Origin of the sequence: Yinghuangia aomiensis (genome assembly GCF_039542225.1) — a bacterium.
Classification (GTDB): domain Bacteria; phylum Actinomycetota; class Actinomycetes; order Streptomycetales; family Streptomycetaceae; genus Yinghuangia; species Yinghuangia aomiensis.
Map to the genome: position 1 here is coordinate 275,247 of NZ_BAABHS010000004.1, position 18,351 is coordinate 293,597.

Genomic DNA, 18,351 nt, shown 5'->3' on the forward strand with positions numbered 1-18,351 from the left:
AAAGCCACCCGCGGGAAAGACGACCCGGCCGGTACTGCCGCCTGGTCGACTCGTGGCGCGGATGACGGTCCGTCGGCGACGGCCCCCCACCTGTCCGATGCATTCCCTGTCCGGCGCGCGGTCATGTCAGCGGTCCGTCGGTCTGTCGATCACGTACGCGCCGACCACTGCGTGCCGGGGGCGGGCGGTGGTGCGCGGCCGGTGCCCGGCCGCTCCCTGGATGATATGCGTCCGCGCCCGATCCCACAGGGGCAGACGCGTGGGATCAGCGACGGGTTCCCGGACCGCGGGACCGGCCGTCGCGCCCCGGATCGGCGAGCAGGCTCGCGGGGGCGAGGGCGCGGCCGCCGAACCGGTCGCGGACCGCGTCGGCGGCGCGTTCCACCTCGGACCAACCGCGGGCGCGTTCGCCGAGCACCATCTGGCGGGGCCGGTCGCCCGGCACCAAGTGCTCGACGCGGACGCCGACCAGGCGCAGCCGGGCGCGTTCCAGGCCGAGCCCGGCGTGCAGCGCGCACGCGGTGGCGTAGATGTCGCGGCCCACGTCGGTGGCGTCGCGGAGGGTTTTCGACCTGGTCAGGGTGGTGAAGTCGGAGAACCGGACCTTGAGGGTGACGGTGCGCCCGGCCAGTCCGGCGGCGCGCAGCCGGGCGCCGGTGCGGCCGGCGAGTCGCAGCAGGGTGCGGCGCACCACGGCGGGGTCGTCGACATCGGCGGGGAAGGTCTCCTCGGTGCCGATGCTGCGTTCCGGTTCGGACGGCACGACCGGCCGTTCGTCGCGCCCCCACGCGAGCGCGTGCAGGTGCCGGCCGGCGGCTTGGCCGAGCGCGCGGCACAGGGTCGCGGCCGGGGTGTGGGCGATATCACCCACCGTGTGGAGGCCGAGGCGGGTCAGGGCGGCTTCGGTGCGTTCGCCCACTCCCCACAGCCGGTCGACGGGCAGCGGGTGGAGGAATTCGAGGACTTCGTCGTCCGGGACGACGCGCAGCCCGTCGGGTTTGGCGGTCGCTCCGGCGAGTTTGGCGACGAACTTGGTGGACGCGACGCCGACCGAGCACGTGATGCCTTGTTCGTCGGCGACCCGGGCGCGGATCTGCTCGCCGATGTGCGCGGGGTCGCCGCCGAGCCGCCGCAGCGATCCGGACAGGTCGAGGAACGCTTCGTCGAGGGACAGCGGTTCGACGACCGGGGTGACCGCGCGGAAGACCTCCATGACGTTCGCGGACACCGTCGCGTACTCGTCGTGGTCGGGCGGCAGGAACACGGCCTGCGGGCAGAGCCGGCGGGCCCGGCCGACGGGCTGGCCGGCCCGGACCCCGTACGGTCGCACGTCGTGGGTCGCGGACAGCACGACGCCGCGCGGCCCGAGCGCGCCGACCACGACGGGCTTGCCGCGCAGTTCGGGGCGGCGGCGGATCTCCACGGACGCGTAGAACGCGTCCATGTCGACGTGCATGACGGTCGGCGGACCGGCCGGGGAGGCGGACATGTCAGACATGGCGCCCCCCGGTGGCGCGGCCTACCGGGACAGGACCGGTGCCGGTGCCGGCTTCGGGGCCGGTTTCAGGGCCGGTTTCGGGGCGGGTTTCGGGGCGGGGGTCAGGGCTTGTCGGCGAGCAGGTGGATCTGCGTGGCCAGCGAGCGGTACTCGGGGAGTTCGGCGGCCGCCTTCTCCAGGTCGAGGAGGGCGTCGAAGGACGCCGGGTCGTCGACGAGGACGCCGGGCACCAGGTCGGAGAAGACCCGCACGGCGTGCACCGGGCCCGGCCGGAGGCCGACCTTGGCGAGTATGGCGACCAGCTCGTCGACGGTGAACCGGCGCGGCAGCGCGGCCGGGTCGGCCAGCGCCGCGGAAGCCTGCGCGAAATGGCCGGCGAGCGCGCGGGCCAGCACGGCGCCGGTGCGGTTGGCCGCGAGCAGGCTGAGCGTGCCGCCGTCGCGCAGCGCCGCGGCGACGGTGCCGAGCGCGTCGGCGGGTTCGTCGACGACCTCGAGGACGCCGTGGCACAGCACGACGTCGGCCGCCCCGGGCTCGACGACGTCGAACAGGGCCTGGGCGTCGCCCTGGAACGCGGCGACCCGGTCGGTGACCCCGGCTTCCGCGGCGCGCCGCTCCAGCGCGGCGAGCGCGTCGGGGCTGGGGTCGACGACGGTGACGCGGTGTCCGAGACGGGCCAGCGGGACCGCGAAGTTGCCCGTGCCGCCACCGGTGTCCAGCACGTCGAGCGCGGCGCGGCCGGTGTCCGCGGCACGGCGGTCCAGCGCGTCGCGCAGCACCTGCCACACCACGGCCGTCCGCATCGAGCTGCGCCGTCGCATCTGGTCGGACAAGGGGAGCCTCCTGAGATCTGCCCGGGGCTCCACCCTAGAACGTTCCCGCTGCTCATCCCGAACTCCCGGGGCTCGTGTGCCACAGCTTGCGCGGCGCGTCCTTGACGGGGGTGCCGGGCGTGCGCAGGTCGGCGTACGGGGACACCCGGAACCCGCTCGGGTGCACCAGCACGCGGTGCACGACCGGGCGCGTGGAGCGGCTCGCGGCGGCGCCTTCGACGGCGTCCTCGGCGGCCTGTCCGGCGGTGCGGCCGGCCGGGCCGGACATCAGGGCGTGCACGGCGTCGAGGCCGCCTTCGCGCCACGCCTCGTACAGCGCCCCCATCTCCCAGCAGCCGGTGGCCCGCAGCGACACGCCGCGCGGGCCGGTGCGGCGCAGCACGCCGCGGACGACCAGGAGCCAGGAGTGGAAGAGCGTCGCGGCGTAGGGGCCCTGCGCGTCCTCGAAGAAGGTGGCGTCGATGGGGCCGGTCGCGTCGTCGAGGGTGAGGAACACGACGCGGCGGCCGGAGCGGACCGGCGGGGTCTGGGTGGCGACCTTGACGCCCGCGACCAGGATTTCGCTGCGCGAGCGGCGGGACAGCAGGTCGCGGGCGCGGGTGGTGCCGAGGGCGTCGAGGAAGTCGGTGTAGAACTCGACGACGTGCCGGTCGGCGTCCATGCCGAGGATCTCCAGTTCGGCGCGGACCCGTTCGGCGGGCGTCATTTCGGGCAGGCCGGTCGCGGCGGGCACTTCGTGCTCGGCCAGGCCGAACGCGAGCTGGGTGTCGGCGCGGCCCTTCGCGGGCGAGGCCTCGCGGCCGTAGCGGTCCAGGTCGCCGAGCTGGAGCAGCAGGTCGCGGCGGGTCGGGACGGAGTCGTCCGCCGCGGTGCCGCTTCCGTCGCCGATGCCGTGCACGGTGTCGAATCCGCCGACCAGGATCAGCCGCTCCGCGACCGGGCGGGACGTCCCGGTGCGGTGCCAGAAATCGGCGAGCGATGTATACGGGCGGCCTTCCACGATGCGCCGCACCTCGGTCTCGCTGATGCCCTTGACCTCGGCCAGCGCGATCCGGATGCCGTCGCGCCCGTCCGGCGTGCGCTCCACCCGGTACACCGCGTCCGACACGTTGACGTCCACGCCCAGCACCGGCACGCCGAACTGGCGCGCGTCGTCCAGGATCAGCCGCTTGGGGTACATCCCCGGGTCGTGCGTCAGCACCCCGGCGACGAACGCCGCGGTGTGGTGCGCCTTCAGCCACGCCGACTGGTATGTCGGAACCGCGAACGCCGCCGCGTGCGCCTTGCAGAACCCGAACGACGCGAACGCCTTCAGCACCTCCCACACCCGCTCGACGACCGGCCGCGGATAGCCCCGCCGGTCGGCCTCCACGCAGAACCAGTCGCGGACCGCGGTCTGCCCGTCGATGCTGCCGAGCGCCCGCCGCGCCACGTCCGCACGGGCGAAGTCGCAGCCGGTCATCGTCGCGATGATGCGGATGACCTGCTCGTGGAACACCACCACGCCCTCGGTCTCGGCGAGCGCGGGCAGCAGGTCGGGGTGCAGGACGTCGCGCGGCTTCCAGCCCTGCCGGGCGTTGAGGAACGGCGTGACCATGTCGCTCTTCACCGGCCCGGGCCGGAACAACGAGATGTCCACGATGAGGTCGTCGAACGTCTCGGGCGCGAACTTGCCGACGAGTTCGCGCTGCCCGGGCGACTCGATCTGGAAGCAGCCCAGCGTGCGCGTCGACCGGATCAGCTCGAACGTGGCCTCGTCGTCGAACGGCACCGCGTCCAGGTCGACCCGCCCGCCGCCGGTGCGCCCGACCTCCGCGACCGCGTGCGCCATCGCCGACTGCATGCGCACCCCCAGGACGTCCAGCTTGAGCAGCCCCAGGTCCTCGACGTCGTCCTTGCCGAACTGGCTCATCGGGAAGTCCTGCGCGCTGGTCTCCACCGGCGTGCGGTCCAGCAGGGTCGTGTCGGACAGCAGCACGCCGCACGGGTGCAGCGCGAGGTGCCGGGGCAGCCCGTCGAGGCGCTCGGCGAGGGTCAGCAGCATCCCGAAGTTCGCCTCGGTGATGCCGGACGCCCGCAGCTCCGGCAGGTCGCGCAGCGCGGCGCGCAGGTCGCGGGCCCGGATGTGCGGGAACGCCTTGGCGACCGCGTCGATTTCGCCGGGCGGCAGACCGAGCGCGGCACCCACGTCGCGGATCGCGTGCCGGGCCCGGTAGGTCTCGGTCATCGACACCATCGCGCAGCGTTCCGGGCCGAACGTCGCCAGGATCTCCTCGTACACGTCGGTGCGGCGGGCCGACTCCACGTCCACGTCGATGTCCGGCAGCGCGGAGCGGCGGTCGGACACGAAGCGCTCCATGATCAGCCCGTACCGCAGCGGGTCCACGCCGGAGATGCCGATCAGGTGGTTGACCAGGCTGCCCGCCCCGGACCCGCGGGCGGCGCAGCGCACCCCCATGCCGCGGACGAGGTCGACGACGCCCGCCACGGTCAGGAAGTACGACTCCAGGCCGAGCCGCCCGATCAGCGCGAGTTCGTCGTCGAGCCGGGTCAGCGCCTCCGTCGTCGACGCGATCCCGCGGCGCCCCAGCCCGGCCTCGCAGCGCGCCCGCAGCTCGGCGGCGGCCCGTGCCGACGGCACCCCCACGACCTCGGGCTCGGGGTAGAACACCTTGCCCATGCCGAGGTCCTCGCGCGGATCCAGCACCAGCGACTCGGCCAGCGCCCGGGTCCGGCCGAGCAGCGCGCCCGCGGTGCCGCGGTCGGCCTGCTGGGCGATGTCGACGGCGACCCGCAGCATGTCGTTGGACGACTTGAGGTAGCCCTCGCTGCCGACCCGGTCGAGATGCCGGCGGTTCAGCGGGACGAGCCGCCGCGCGGCGTCCAGCACGTCGGCGACGGGGGCGTCCTCGCGGTCGGCGTACCGCACCGCGTTGGCGACCACGGACGGCACCCCGCACGCGTCCCCGAGCAGCAGCATCCGGGCGGCGCGCGAGGTCGACAAGGGGCCGTCGGGGCGGCCGAAGTGGCTGACCAGTTCGAGGAACAGGGCGTCGTGGTCCGGCGGTAGGGCGTCGCGGTAGGCGGCGAGCAGGCGGGCGGCACGGTCCTGGCGGCGGTCGGCCACGGCGCGGCCGACGTCGGAGTCGGGGCCCAGGAGGATCACAAGGTCGCCTGGTCGCCCTGCTCGTCCTTCTTGTCCTGCTCGTCCGGCGGTGTGTCCGGCGGCGTGTTCGAGGAGGGACTGGCGGGTGCACACCGGGGTGGGGCGGGGGCCGCCGAGCAGCCGCCCGCGCCGGTGGGCGTCGCTGACCAGCCGACACAGCGCCGCCCAGCCGGACCGGCCGCGTGCCAGGACGGTGACGCGGGGGTACCGGGGGTCGACGAAGGAGCCGCCGCGGACCGGGGACTTGCGGGTCGGAGCGTCGGGGTCGGGCCGGGCTGCTTCCCCCTCCGTGTCGGGGAGGAGGGCGAGGTCGGCGCCGAGGATCGGACGGATCCCGGCGGCGACGCAGGCTTTGACGAACGCGACCGCGCCGTAGACGCCGTCCCGGTCGGTGAGGGCAAGGCTGTCCATGCCCAGGTCGGCGGCACGCTCGACGAGGGCACGGGGGTGGGAGGCGCCGTACCGCATGGAGTGGGCGGAGGCGGTGTGGAGGTGGGTGAAGGGTGGGGTCATGGGGTGGGGTGGGGGTTGTGCGGGCGGTTCTTGGTTCTTCGGGGTCGGGGGGCGGGGTCCGGTGACGGGACGGTGGCCGTCGCTGCCTCCGGGTCCCGGGGGTGCTCCGGCGCCGGGACTTCCCGGACGCCGCCCTTCTCGGACTCAGCCCTTCTCGGACTCAGCCGTTCTCGGGCATCACGGTGAGTGGTGGCAGGCCCAGCAGCCGGATCACCAGCGTGGTGAACACCTCCACGTCGCGGATCAGGTCGTCGGCCTCACGGGCGGTGACGGCGTTGGGCAGGCCCGCCTCGGCGGCCGCGCGCTTGCGGGCGCCGCTGGCGAAGTAAGCCGCCCATTCGGTGAGTTCGGGCGCGACCTCGGGCAGCAGCTGCCACGCGCTGCGCGGCGCGCGGCGGCGTCCGGGCTTCTCCTGCTCCGGCCGGGCCCGGGCGGCGAGGACCGCGGCGGTGGTCCGCAACGCGGCCAAGTGCGCGGCGGCGTACCGCTCGTTGGGCGCGGTCGCCTCGCCGGCCTCGGCCAGCGCTCGCCGCGCATGCCCCAGCAGGTCCAACGCCCCGGGCGGGGCGCTGCTCCACCGCACGGGCGCGCGGGGGACCGCGGGGCGCGGGGTCTCCCGCCCGCTCCGCACCGGACTCGGGGCGGTGGAGGGGGTGATTCCCGCTCCCGCTGCGGACGCCGCGTTCCCCGACTGCCAGGCCGCCCGGCGCGGAACGGCGGCGGAGGCGACCACGGCGGGCGGGGCGATTCCCCCGGCGGTCCGGACTTCCGAACCGGCCCGGGAGCCGGGGACGCTCCGAGGCCCGCCGTGGATCCCCGAACCGGCCCGGCCCCATCCGGCTCGGGCCGCAGGCACAGCCGTCGCCGGGGCGACCCCCCGCTCCCCGGATGTGCCTGCCGCCCCGCCACCCGGGCCCGGCACGGTGCCCGCGCTCCACTCCGGTGCCCACGGCGCCAGGCCGCGCCGTCCGGCCGCCGGCTCCGCGCCGCCCCCGGGTATCCGGGTCCCGTCGGCCGCGGGCGCGTCGGCCCACGCAACCTCCTCCTCCGCATACGGCAGCGCCGTCGCGACGACGCTCCGCCTCCGCTTCACCCGCGCGGCCCGACGCCCTCGCCGCGCGACAGCCCCGGCCGCTTCGGCAAGCTCCGCCTCCCCCGCAAACGGCAACACCTCGGCGCCGCCCGCCGCGGCGCCGACCGGGCCCACGTCCACCACGAACGGCAGCACCAGAGCGGCCGAGGCATCGGAAAGGCCGTCGGCCGCACTCTGCAGCCGCGGGCGGCCCGGCACCGCGCGATGGCCCGCAGGGCCACTCGGCTCCGCGGCAGCGCCGCCCACGTCCATGACGAACGGCAGCGCAGGGCTGATCACCGCATTGGACGAAGCCTCTTCAGTGGTCCGCGGCTGCGGACGCCCGACCGAGCTCGCGGCGCCACTCGGCTCCGCGGCGCCGACGGGTCCGGCCTTGCCGAATCCAGGTGCGGATGCGGTGCCCGGGGCCGCAGCCACCCGCCCCGGCTCGGAGGCCGGTCCCGCAGCACCGGCCTTTGCCGCGGGGAGGGCAGCCAGCGCAAGCGGCAGCACGGCAGCAGCCGTCGCGGCCCCTTCGGGCTGCTCGGCTTCCTGCTGCTCGACTTCCTGCTTCTCGGCTTCCTGCTGCTCGATCGGCTCGCCCGCCGGGGTCGGCCCCGTGCCGCGCCCATTGGCGGTGCGGGGCCGGCCCGGCAGGGTTGCCGGGGCGGTGGACGGCTCGGCGGCAGGATTCCGGGCGCCACGCGATTCGCCGCCGGCCGCGAGGCCCGGACCGGCGTGCCCCGGGCTCACCGTCCGGCGTACCGGCCGTGCTGCCGTTTCCCCCGCAAACGGCAGCACGGCCGCAGTCACCGCGGCCGCGCTCCCTTCGCCCTCCTCGTACTTCTCGTGCTTCTCGACCGGGTCGCCTGCCGGAGCCGGCCCCGTACCGCGCCCATCGGCGGTGCGGGGCGGCTCCGGCGGGCTCTCCGGGGCAGCGGATATCCCGGCGGCAGGCCCTTGGGCACCACGCGATTCGCCCGCGGCCGCGCCGGCGTCCCCTGCCTCTCCGCGGGGCGATCCCGTCGGCTGGGTCGGCAGCATCAGCTGGCCGGCGGTGGTTTCCCGGGTGGTGCTCATGGCCGCCGCCTCAGTCCAGCGTCCGGGCGAGCGTCCACCCGCCGTGGGCGTCGAGGCGCAGGTCGAAGACGCCGAGCGGGGCGCAGCGGCCGGCCGCGGCCTCGACGCGCCAGACTTCGCGTTCGGTGGCGAACTCGGGGCCGCCGAGCACGGACGTCCGTTCGGGTGCTCCGGCGAGCATCGTGGTGCCGCCGGGCGCGGTCGCCCCGGCGGGTGCGGTGGTGGCGGTGCCGGCCACGGCGGTGCGGGCGACCGTACGGGTCGCGCTCGTCACACCGGTCGCCCTGCCCTGCCACCACTCCTCGTTTTCCATCCAGTGGTCCAGCACTTCGCGCACCACATACAGCCGGTCGTGCCACAGGAAACGGGCGGGCTCGCCGCCGCTCCGCAGCACCTCGACCGGGTCGATGTGACGTCGTGCCATGGCTTCTCCTCCTGTGCGGTGCCCCGGCCGGTGATGCGCTTCCCCTCGCACCTCCGGCCGGGGGCGGTTTCCGCCGCCGAACCCGAGTCGGCCGTCGGGCCGAGCCCCCGATCAACATCGAACTCAAGTTCGAACGATGCAGCCAGTAAACCTCTCGCCCGGGCGACAGTCAATGCCATAAGACGCGAGTCGCCGCATTGCCGCGATCTCCATCTGTTCGAACTCTTTTCGATCATCCTTGGAGAGACCGGTGCCCAGGTTCGAACACCGCTCCGCCCCGCTTTTCCGGGCACTTCCACGGTCGCACGCGGCACCGACATCGCCGGATCCCCGCCCGCGCACCCCGCCACCCGCGGCCGGGTCCCTAAGCTGCGCGCATGGAGATCTGGCTCAACCCGCGCTGTTCGAAATGCCGCACGGCCGCCGCGTTCCTCGACGAGGCGGGCGTCACGTACACGGTCCGCCGCTACCTCGAGGACCCGCCGAAGGCGGACGAGATCCGCGCCGTCCTGGGCCGCCTCGGCCTGGAGCCGTGGGACATCACCCGCACCGCCGAGCCGGCCGCCAAGGACCTCGGCATCTCCGGCTGGGGCCGCACGGACGCGGACCGCGACCGCTGGATCGACGCCCTCGCCGCGAACCCGTCGCTGATCCAGCGCCCGATCATCACCGCCGACGACGGCCACGCGGTCGTCGCCCGCGACGAGGAAACCCTCCGCTCGCTGGTCGACTGACCGCGCTCCGGACCGGACGACAACGCGAAGCGGGCCATGCCTCCCCCGTTGAAGGCATGGCCCGCTTCGATGCCGCCACGCCCCCGTGACAGTGGCGACGGCAGCATCCGAACCGCCGCCCCGTGCCGGCGGTGCGGATGCGGTTTCCGCACGCCCGGCTTCCGCCGGACGCTTCGTGCAGGGCTCCCCGGCCGTCCGCTCCCCCGTAAGCGGCCGTCCGGGGCGCCCGGTCCCCGTTCCCCCCACGCATCCCCGTGGTCCCCCCTGCCGGCGCCGCGCCCTCCCCCCGGAGTCGCGGCCCCGTTCCCCTGTGTGCTCCGCGGCCCTTCGCCCCCCGGCTCCGGACCGCGTTCCCCGTCGAGCACCACTCTGCCGGGACGGAGGGGCGCGGGTATCCGTACAGGTACTCAGATGCCAACCCGAGTACTTGTGCGGAGTGGCCGCGGGGGCGCTGAGTATCCGCGCCCTCCGCGGGGGGGCGAGTGCGGGGCGGGCGCGGGACGGAGACGGGCGGCGCAGACCCGCGCACCCGGCGCACATGCGGCGCGCTCGCCGCCGAATTTTTCCGCCGCCTCGCGCCCCCAGCCTCGGGCGGATCAGCATCGCCGCAGGTCAGAGCCACTTTTCGGGTGCCGGACCAAAGCCCCTCCCCGGCGCCGATGCCCGCCGCCCGAGAATTTCCAGAAAATATCGCGAGACGCACAACCCTTCCGGGGGCCCGCGAGTCAAACACATCGACGACCCACTGGGGGGTGGGCCCGTGCAGCCGTGGGGAGCGGGCACGGGAAGGCGGGGCCCGAGCGCGGGGGGCGCGCTCGGGCCCCGAGCCTTTTTCCGCCGGAGTACCGGCGGTGCACCGAACAGGCATCCGGCGCAGGCGGTTTCCCACTGCCCTGGTGCGGCGACCGGAAACCCGGCAAGGCGGCACTCGATGCTCCGGGGATTTCTGTTACCGGCGGGAACATACCCCGAACGCCTGTCCGGTGGTGAATCGTTCGGCCACCGGTTTTCCGCGGCGGATCCGGGAAACCCCGCACGGCGCGGTTGGTCGGCGCCCTAAAATCCCGACAAGGCCGGTTTGGCCGAATAACGGTGCTGGTGACGCGAATTGACCGATCATGTCGGCAACAGGCCGACCATGACCCGAAGTCGCCCACCCGTGTTCGGTTCCGCACCGGCCGTCGTCCCCACACGGCGTCAGGAAGGACCTCCGGCCATGGAACCCGTGGACCACACCCCCGACGACCCGCACAACGGCGACCGCTACGCCGAAAGCGCCGGCAACCCCGGCGCCGCCGCCGAACTCCCGCCCAGCACCGGCCGATTCCCCGAAGCGGGCGAACCCGACGTGATCCTCGACGAGTCCCTGCTCACCGCCTCGACCTCCACCGACCCGGAAGGAGCGCAGCCGTGAGCAACCCGGACGACATCATCAACGTCGCCGAAGCCGAAGTCGGCTACCACGAAGGCCGCGACGCGGACGGCGACTGGAACAACATCCAGAAGTACAGCGAACAAGTCCCCGGCCTCGGCTGGTCCGACGGCCAACCCTGGTGCGCCACCTTCGTCTCCTGGTGCGCCCTCCAGGCCGGCGCCGCCGAGCTCTTCCCCCGCACCGCCTCCTGCGCCACCGGCCTCCAGTGGTTCCGCGACCGCGGCCGCTCCTCCGACTACCCCGCCATCGGCGCCCAGGTGTTCTACGGCCCGGGCGGCGGCTCCCACACCGGAATCGTCTACGCCTACGACAGCAACTACATCTTCAGCGTGGAGGGGAATGCCCAGTCGCTGGACTCGGCCGTCCTGACCCCCCGCGGATTCGTCCGTATGGGCGACATCCGAGTCGGCGACGCGGTGGTCGACCCGGATGGGCAACCGTCGGTCGTCACCGGGGTGTTCCCGAAGGGCGTGCGCCGGGTCTACCGGGTGACGCGCCAGGACGGGTCGACGGTCGAGGCGTGCGACGAGCACCTGTGGAAGGTGAAGGTCGATCAGCGCAAGCCGTGGATCGTCACGACTCTCGAATTGGCACGTCTCGTCGCCAACCCGCGGATGCGAGTGCGAGTGCCGCAGATTCAGCCGGTCGAGTACCTCGTAGACGACCTGCTGCCGATCCCTCCCTACCTGCTCGGCTTGCTCATCGGCGAGGGTGGCATGGCGGGCAGCGGCGGTCTGAGCTTCACCAATATCGATCCCGAGATCCTCGAATCGGTACGTGAGTTGCTCCCGGCCAGTCACGCTCTTGTTCCGCATGTCGCGAATGACACGTCGAAGCCCGGCAGCTGGCGGATCATCACCACGGACAGCAAAGCCGGTAACCAGGTGGTCAGATCCCTACGCGGGCTGGGCCTCTGGGGCAAGACCGCTCACAACAAGTTCATCCCCACCTCCTACAAACTCGCATCGGTGAAGGACCGCTTGGCGCTGCTCCGTGGCCTCATGGATTCCGACGGCCACATCGATGCCGTCGGCCGGGCCGAGTTCACCAGCTGCTCCCGACAACTGGCGCTCGACGTCCAGGAAATCGTGCGTTCGCTGGGCGGCCACGCGGCGCTCAACGTGAAGACGAACGTGTTCTCCACCTCGCCGAGCCAGAAGACGCCCAAGGCGGCGTCCCCTGCCTACCGCGTCCAGAACATCAACATGCCGTTCGACAACCCCTTCCACCTCCCCCGCAAAGCCGACCGGTTCCGGCCCCGCAACGGGGCTTGGCACCGCAGGATCGTCTCGGTCGAGTACCTCCGCGACGACGAGGTGCAGTGCATCGCGGTCTCGGCGCCCTCGCACCTCTACATCACCGACGGGTTCACGCCCACCCACAACACCAACGCCACCGGCTCAGCCGAAGGGGACGGGGTCTACTACAAGAAGCGGTCGCGGCGGGATTCGTACGTGTATGCGTACGGGTATCCGGCGTACTCGGGCGGCATCGTTTCGGCGGATCCCTCGTGGGGTGGGACCGGAAGCTCCGGGGGGCAGCCGCAGGTTGTGGTGGTGTCGTTGGCCCGGGTGCGGGAGGCCGCGCGGAAGGACGCGCCGGCGCCGGGGACGCCGATGGCGTACCGGGACGGGGTGTTGGCCGTGGAGCGCGCGTTGGCGGCCGAAGGGCTGTTGGATTCGCGGTACGTGGACGGGTCGTTCGGGACCAGGACGATCAGTGCGTACGCGGCCTGGCAGCGGCGGCTCGGGTACGGCGGGAGTGCCGCGGACGGGATCCCGGGGCACGACAGCCTCGCCCGGCTGGGCTCGGCGCACGGGTTCCGGGTAGGCGCCTGATCACCGGCGCCTGACGAAACGCCGCGACCCTGCCGTCGGAGGCGGGACGGCTGCGGGATCATCCCTGCATGCCGTCTCGTCTCCGCCGGTCCGCTGCCCGTGTCGCCGCGGGGTTGTTGCTCGTGGTCCCGGCCGCGGGCTGTACGTCGTCGCCCGGGCAGGGGAGCAACAGCGGGGCGATCGACCGGCCGCCGAGTACGGTGCCGGACGCCGGGTCGGCGGGGGTCGGCGACCCGTTGTTCCCGTCGCTGGGCAACGGCGGCTATCACGTCGAGCACTACGGGCTGACGTTCGACTGGGTGCCGGACGGCAACCGCCTCGCCGCGACGGCCGTGCTGACGGCGAAGTCCACGCAGCGGCTGACCGCGTTCAACCTCGACCTGCACGGTCTGGACGTGCGGGCGGTCACCGTCGACGGCGCCCCGGCCCGGTACACCCGCAAGGGTGACGAGCTGACCGTCACTCCCCCGGTGGAGATCGCGGACGGGCGCGCGTTCACCACGACGGTCGTCTACGACGGCGTTCCGGACACCATCGTCGACCCGGACGGTTCGCGCGAAGGCTGGATGACGACGCACGACGGCGCTGTCGCGCTGGGCGAACCGGCGGGTGGGCCGGGCTGGTTCCCGGGGAACCACACGCAGGCCGACAAGGCGGCGTACGACATCACCGTCACCGTCCCGGACGGCCTGGTCGCGGTGTCGAACGGGCGCCTGGTGGAGAAGACCGCCGCGCCCGAGGGCAAGACGGCGTTCCATTGGCGGGCCGACGAGCCGATGGCGAGCTATCTGGCGATGCTCGCGATCGGGCATTTCGACGTGTCGGAGGGGACGATCGCCGGCGTCCCGTCGTACATCGCGGTCGATCCGCAGGCCGCGTCCCCGGAGACCGAGGCGGTGCCGGAGATCCTCGGCACCATGATCCCCTGGGCGAGCGACCGGTTCGGCCCCTACCCGTTCGGGGCGACGGGCGCGGTCGTCGTCGACATGCCGGACCTCGAGTACTCGCTGGAGACGCAGACCCGGCCGTTCTTCGACGGGTCGCCCGGCGGCGAGACGGTGATCCACGAGATGGCGCACGAGTGGTTCGGCGACCTGGTGACGCCCGGGACGTGGCAGGACATGTGGCTCAACGAGGGCTTCGCCACCTACGCCGAGTGGCTGTGGGCGGAGGACCACGGCGGGCCGACGGCCGCCGAGGCCGCGGCGCAGACCTACGCCGAGTCCCCCGCCGAGGGCCAGGGCATGTGGGCGTTCCCGCCCGCCGACCCGGGCTCGCCGGAGAATGTGTCCCGGGCGCCGATGTACCAGCGGGGCGCGCTCGCCTTGCAGAAGGTCCGCGCGGCGGTCGGCGACGAGGTCTTCTTCACGATCCTGCGCACCTGGCTGAGCGAGCACCGCTACGGCACCGTCGCCACCGCCGACTTCACCGCCCTGTGCACCCGGCTGAGCGGGCAGAACCTGGGTCCGACGGTGTTCGAACCGTGGCTGTTCGAGGACGCCAAGCCCGAGTGGTGAGCCGGGCCCGGTCGGGAGCCGCGCCCGGCCGGTGGGCCCACGGGCTCGGCCGGTGAGCCACGGCCCCGGCCGCTCCGCGCGGTGGCGTACGCTCGGGCGACGTGGCTCGAATCGTTGTCGTCGGTGCAGGTATGGGCGGGCTCGCGGTGGCGGCGCGCCTCGCGGTGAAGCGTCACGAGGTGACGTTGTGCGAGCGTTCGGGCGGCCATGGCGGCATGCTCGGGTCGTTCCGCCGCGACGGGTTCACCTTCACGAGTGGCGCGACGGTCCTCACGCTGCCCGCGGTGTACCGGGACTTGTTCCTGAAGACCGGGGCGGCGTTGGAGGAGTGCGTCGACCTGGTCGGCGTGGATCCGACGACGCGGTGCTCGTTCGACCGCGGCGCGACGGTCGTGGATGTGCCGAACGCGACGCGGGCGGGTGCCGCGGCGGCGTTCGACGGCGCGTTCGGCTCGGGTGCGGGTGCGGACTGGAACCGGTTCATGGACCGTGGTGCGGCGATGTGGGGCGTGATGCGCACCGGGTTCTTCGAGGTGCCGTCGGAGCCGGCGAAGCCGCGGCGGGCGACGGGCGGGTTCAAGGACTTCCGGACCACGATGCCGTGGCGGACGCTGCGGCCGCTGGCCCGCTCGTACCTGCGGGACCCGCGGCTGCGGATGCATGCGGAACGGTTCGCGCTGGGTGCCGGGCTGGACCCGCGGCAGGCGCCCGCGACGGTCGCGGTGCTCCCCTATCTCGAACAGACCTTCGGGTTGTGGACGGTACGCGGCGGCCTGCATCTGATCGCGGATGCCCTGTTCGAACGCTGCCTCGAACGCGGCGTGAAGTTCCTGGCGCACACCGAGGTCGCCGAAGTGTCGGCGCCCGGCGGCACGGTCGACGGCGTGGTCCTCGCGGACGGGTCGCGGATCGACGCGGACGCCGTGGTCGCGGACGGCTGCGGTGACGCGCTTGCGGTCGGCGGCGTGGCCGCGCCGCGGGCGAAGAGCGGCACGGAGCGGGCGTCCGGGTACGCCGAGCTACACCTGGCGTTGCGTGGGCGGACGCCGGAACAGCCGTATCGCTCCTACCTGTTCCCGGACGATCCGGCGGCCGAGGCGGAGGCCCTGTTCGGTGCCGACGGCCGCCCGCCCGCGGATCCGACGCTGTGCGTCACCGCCCCGGGCGACGCCGGCAGTGCGCCGGACGGCGACGAGGCGTGGACGGTGCACGTCCGGGTCCCGCCGCACGGCGGCGGCGGCGAGCGCGGCACGGTGGATTGGGACGCGCCGGGCGTGCGGGAGAAGTACACCGCGACGGTCGTCGACGCCCTGGCCCGCCGCGGCCTCCCGGTGGCCGACCGGCTGCGCTGGTCCGAACTCCGCACGCCTGCCGACCTGGAGCGCGCGACGGGCGTGCCGGGCGGGAGGGTGGCGGCGTCCCCGGTGTCCGGCGGGCGGCCCAACCGTTCGAAGACGGCCGGGTTGTACGAGGTCGGCGCGGGCGCGCACCCGGGCGGCGGGCTGATCGGGGTGGGGATGGGTGCGGCGCTGGTGGCGGAGTTGATCGGGCGGTAGCCCGCCTCGCCTCGGCGGAGGATCCGGGGTCAGGCCTGGGGCGCCGTCGGCGGGTGGTGGGGGACCGGGGGGAGTCCCGGGGGCGGCGGATACGCGGGCGGGTACGCCGGGGCGGCCGGGTCGGGGACGGCGTAACCGCCGGTGCCCGGAGCGGCGTAGCCGCCGGTCGCCGGGTCGGCGGGGAAGCCGGGGGCCTGCGCGGGGTAGCCGCCGGTCGCGGGGACGATGTAGGTGCCCTCGGGGGTGCTGTAGCCGCCGGTGTCCTGGAGTGCGTAGCCGCCGGTGTCTTGGACTGCGTAGCCCCCGGTGTCATGGGCCGCGTAGCCGCCGGTGTCCGGAACGGCGTAGCCGCCGGTCGCGGGGACGGCGTAGCCGCCGGTGTCGTGGGCCGGGTAGCCGGGGAGTTGGCCGGTGGCGTAGGCGTTGGTGTCGTAGCCGGGGTTGTAGTCGGGGGCGGCCGGGTCGGTGCCGTAGGCCGGGGCGGCGGCGTAGCCGGGGGTGAACTCGGGGGCTTGGTCGGCATATCCGGGGAAGGCGCCGGCTGTGGTGGGGTCGCCGTAGGCGGGGGCGTAGTCCGTGCCGTAGGCGGCGGGCGGGTTGGCGTAGTCGTCCTGGCCGTAGTTGGGCAGGTAGACGCCTTCGAAGGCGCCCTCGAACTGGGCGTCGAACCCCTTGTCGAAGCCGACTCGGCCGAGCGCGTGTGCGCCGGTGTCGGGCCCGCCGTCCGCGGGGTGCTGGGCGAACGCGTCGACCGGGGCCATGCCGTCGACGAACGTCTCGGCCTCGGTCGCGCCGGCGGCGGCCCCGGTGGCCGCTGCGGGCTGGGTCTCCGGACGGCGGCGGCCGCGGCGCGGCGCCGGCTTGCGCCCGAATCCGACCGTCCAGCCGATCGGCTGACCCTTGCGCACCTGGCGTGTGACCAGGAACTGCCCGGCCAGGAAGCACAATCCGCCGCCTCCGGCGATGATGCCGTTGCCGAGCGCGACACCCGCCACGACCCCGACGAAACCGAGCAGGGCGAGCACGCGGTACCGGAACGGCGCTCCCTGCTGCCACAGCGCCTCGCTGACCAACCACAGGCCGACCGGGACGAAGAGGACGTACAGCACGAGCATGCCCATCTGCACCGGCGCGCCCTTCAGTCGAACGGATGACGGTGCTTCACCCTAATTCGTTGTGCGCGTTTCCGGGAACCGCCCCCGGGGCAAGCAACGCAACGGCCCCCGCGCAGCCTGCTCTGCGGGTATCCCGCGCTGTCGGACGCCGGGCAAGGCCTGCAAGGAGGCACCGTGGCGGAGTCGCTCGACGGATGGGTCATGGCGGACAATCTCCGCCCGTTCCTGGAACTGCTCGCGCGGTATGCCGAGTACGCCTTCGACGACACCGACTGGGACACCGTCGCGCTGGGGCTCGAGCACACCGACGACGACGATCCCGGGGCGTGGTACGCATATCCGCTCGCGGGCGCCCGTGCCCGATTGGACGTCGACGTGGCGGTCGCCGTCGGCGCGGACGTCGTGTCGGTGCGCGTCACGGGGCTTGTCGAGCGCGAACTGCGGCTGCGGGCCGCGACGTTGCTGGACGCCTACGGTCGGAGCCGCCGCGGCGCCCCTGTCCCGCCCCGTCCGGCCGGTGTCAGTCCCGCGGGCGCTCGTGGAGGCCCAGGTTCCGGTAGATCTCCAGCGTCGCGGTCGACCGGTTCAGGGTGATGAAGTGCAGGCCGGGGGCGCCTTCGGCGAGGAGGCGCTCGCTCATCGCCGTGCCGTACTCGATGCCGACCGCCTGGACGGCGGCGGGGTCGTCGGCGACGGCGCGGACGCGGTCGGCCAGCTCCGCCGGGAAGTCGGCGTTGCTGAGCTGGGCGAAGCGTTCGATCTGGCCGACGTTCGTGACCGGCATGATCTCCGGGATGATGGGCACGTCGCAGCCCGCCGCCGCGACGCGGTCGCGCAGCCGCAGGTAGTCGTCGACGTGGAAGAACATCTGGGTGATGGCGTAGTCCGCGCCGGACTGGCACTTGCGGACGAAGTGCCGGATGTCGTCGTCCCAGTTGGTCGACCGCGGGTGCATCTCGGGGAACGCCGCGACGCCCACGCAGAAGTCGCCGGACTCCTTGAGCAGCCGGACCAGTTCCTCCGCGTAGGTGAACCCCTGCGGGTGCGCCACCCACTCGCCCTGCGGATTGCCCGGCGGGTCGCCGCGCAGCGCCAGCACGTTGTGGACGCCCGCGTCGGCGTACTGCCCGATGATGTTGCGCAGCTCGGCGAGGGAGTGTCCGACGGCGGTGAAGTGGCCGACCGGGGTCAGCGTCGTCTCGGTGGCGATGCGCTCGGTGATGTTGACCGTGCGGTCGCGGTTCGACCCGCCCGCGCCGTACGTCACCGACACGAACGACGGGCCGAGCGCCTCGACCCGGCGCAGTGCGTCCCACAGGTGCCGTTCGCCGACGTCGGTCTTCGGCGGGAAGAATTCGAACGAAAACGTCTGCTTGCCGCTCGCGAGCAGATCGCGGATGGCGGGCGCGCGACCGTTGCGGGGCGAGGCGACTTCGACGGACATAAGCCGAGGTTAGCCGCCGGAGGCGCGGCTGAGGAGCCGCTGTCCGGGTCGCGAGACGGTGTCGGGGGCCGGTCGGGGACGGGCCTCGGACCGGGTCCGGGCAGGTCAGGCCTGTGCCGGGGCAGA

Annotated in this window: 13 protein-coding genes; 6 read left to right on the plus strand and 7 right to left on the minus strand. The window is 73.7% G+C overall.

Annotation, left to right across the window (positions count from 1 at the left end):
- Positions 1-265 precede the first annotated feature (265 nt).
- From dinB to ABEA93_RS07535, 5 genes are all read right to left on the minus strand, one after another.
- Positions 266-1,498: a DNA polymerase IV gene (dinB, locus tag ABEA93_RS07515; RefSeq protein WP_345674519.1), complete on the minus strand. Its 1,233-nt coding sequence runs from the start codon at positions 1,496-1,498 to the stop codon at positions 266-268.
- A 101-nt stretch (positions 1,499-1,599) separates the two neighbouring features.
- Positions 1,600-2,331 carry a methyltransferase gene (locus ABEA93_RS07520; RefSeq protein ID WP_345674520.1) on the minus strand — a complete coding sequence of 244 codons (732 nt, stop codon included), beginning with the start codon at positions 2,329-2,331 and terminating at the stop codon, positions 1,600-1,602.
- 52 nt (positions 2,332-2,383) lie between these two features.
- On the minus strand, positions 2,384-6,010 hold the full coding sequence (locus ABEA93_RS07525; RefSeq protein WP_345674521.1) for a DNA polymerase III subunit alpha: 3,627 nt from the start codon (positions 6,008-6,010) through the stop codon (positions 2,384-2,386).
- Between the two features lie 160 nt (positions 6,011-6,170).
- Entirely contained in the window at positions 6,171-6,743 is a 573-nt protein-coding gene (locus ABEA93_RS07530; protein ID WP_425584871.1) for an SAV_6107 family HEPN domain-containing protein, read from the minus strand.
- Positions 6,744-8,172: 1,429 nt separating this feature from the next.
- The gene (locus ABEA93_RS07535) at positions 8,173-8,586 is read right to left on the minus strand and encodes a DUF6504 family protein (RefSeq protein WP_345674522.1); all 414 of its coding nucleotides are present in this window, start codon (positions 8,584-8,586) and stop codon (positions 8,173-8,175) included.
- A 377-nt stretch (positions 8,587-8,963) separates the two neighbouring features.
- On the opposite strand from ABEA93_RS07535, the gene ABEA93_RS07540 reads away from it, so the two are divergent.
- The 5 genes from ABEA93_RS07540 to ABEA93_RS07560 all read left to right on the plus strand — a co-directional run bounded on the left by ABEA93_RS07540 (position 8,964) and on the right by ABEA93_RS07560 (position 15,666).
- Positions 8,964-9,320 carry an arsenate reductase family protein gene (locus ABEA93_RS07540; RefSeq protein WP_345674523.1) on the plus strand — a complete coding sequence of 119 codons (357 nt, stop codon included), beginning with the start codon at positions 8,964-8,966 and terminating at the stop codon, positions 9,318-9,320.
- 1,216 nt (positions 9,321-10,536) lie between these two features.
- On the plus strand, positions 10,537-10,734 hold the full coding sequence (locus tag ABEA93_RS07545) for a hypothetical protein (RefSeq protein WP_345674524.1): 198 nt from the start codon (positions 10,537-10,539) through the stop codon (positions 10,732-10,734).
- Positions 10,731-12,593 (plus strand): LAGLIDADG family homing endonuclease, encoded by a 1,863-nt coding sequence (locus tag ABEA93_RS07550; RefSeq protein WP_345674525.1) that lies wholly within the window; start codon positions 10,731-10,733, stop codon positions 12,591-12,593. The genes ABEA93_RS07545 and ABEA93_RS07550 overlap by 4 nt, the downstream gene beginning before the upstream one ends.
- A 68-nt stretch (positions 12,594-12,661) precedes the next feature.
- A complete protein-coding gene (locus ABEA93_RS07555) occupies positions 12,662-14,110 on the plus strand; it encodes a M1 family metallopeptidase (protein WP_345674526.1) in 1,449 nt (482 codons plus the stop codon).
- Positions 14,111-14,211: 101 nt separating this feature from the next.
- Positions 14,212-15,666 (plus strand): phytoene desaturase family protein, encoded by a 1,455-nt coding sequence (locus ABEA93_RS07560; RefSeq protein WP_345674527.1) that lies wholly within the window; start codon positions 14,212-14,214, stop codon positions 15,664-15,666.
- A gap of 29 nt (positions 15,667-15,695) precedes the next feature.
- On the opposite strand, the gene ABEA93_RS07565 is transcribed toward ABEA93_RS07560, so the two are convergent.
- Positions 15,696-16,793, minus strand: coding sequence for a hypothetical protein (locus tag ABEA93_RS07565; RefSeq protein WP_345674528.1), 1,098 nt, complete (start codon positions 16,791-16,793; stop codon positions 15,696-15,698).
- Positions 16,794-16,955: 162 nt separating this feature from the next.
- Here ABEA93_RS07565 and ABEA93_RS07570 point away from each other — a divergent pair, with 162 nt between their 5' ends.
- The gene (locus ABEA93_RS07570) at positions 16,956-17,375 is read left to right on the plus strand and encodes a hypothetical protein (protein WP_345674529.1); all 420 of its coding nucleotides are present in this window, start codon (positions 16,956-16,958) and stop codon (positions 17,373-17,375) included.
- On the opposite strand, the gene metF is transcribed toward ABEA93_RS07570, so the two are convergent.
- On the minus strand, positions 17,302-18,225 hold the full coding sequence (metF, locus tag ABEA93_RS07575) for a methylenetetrahydrofolate reductase [NAD(P)H] (protein ID WP_345674530.1): 924 nt from the start codon (positions 18,223-18,225) through the stop codon (positions 17,302-17,304). The genes ABEA93_RS07570 and metF overlap by 74 nt on opposite strands.
- Between the last annotated feature and the right edge of the window lie 126 nt (positions 18,226-18,351).

Excerpts from the sequence above, each read along its gene's own strand:
- ABEA93_RS07540 (WP_345674523.1), top strand. The coding sequence starts at position 8,964 with ATGGAGATCTGGCTCAACCCGCGCTGTTCGAAATGCCGCACGGCCGCC.
- dinB (WP_345674519.1), bottom strand. The coding sequence starts at position 1,498 with ATGTCTGACATGTCCGCCTCCCCGGCCGGTCCGCCGACCGTCATGCAC.
- ABEA93_RS07535 (WP_345674522.1), bottom strand. The coding sequence starts at position 8,586 with ATGGCACGACGTCACATCGACCCGGTCGAGGTGCTGCGGAGCGGCGGC.
- ABEA93_RS07525 (WP_345674521.1), bottom strand. The coding sequence starts at position 6,010 with ATGACCCCACCCTTCACCCACCTCCACACCGCCTCCGCCCACTCCATG.
- metF (WP_345674530.1), bottom strand. The coding sequence starts at position 18,225 with ATGTCCGTCGAAGTCGCCTCGCCCCGCAACGGTCGCGCGCCCGCCATC.
- ABEA93_RS07545 (WP_345674524.1), top strand. The coding sequence starts at position 10,537 with ATGGAACCCGTGGACCACACCCCCGACGACCCGCACAACGGCGACCGC.
- ABEA93_RS07555 (WP_345674526.1), top strand. The coding sequence starts at position 12,662 with ATGCCGTCTCGTCTCCGCCGGTCCGCTGCCCGTGTCGCCGCGGGGTTG.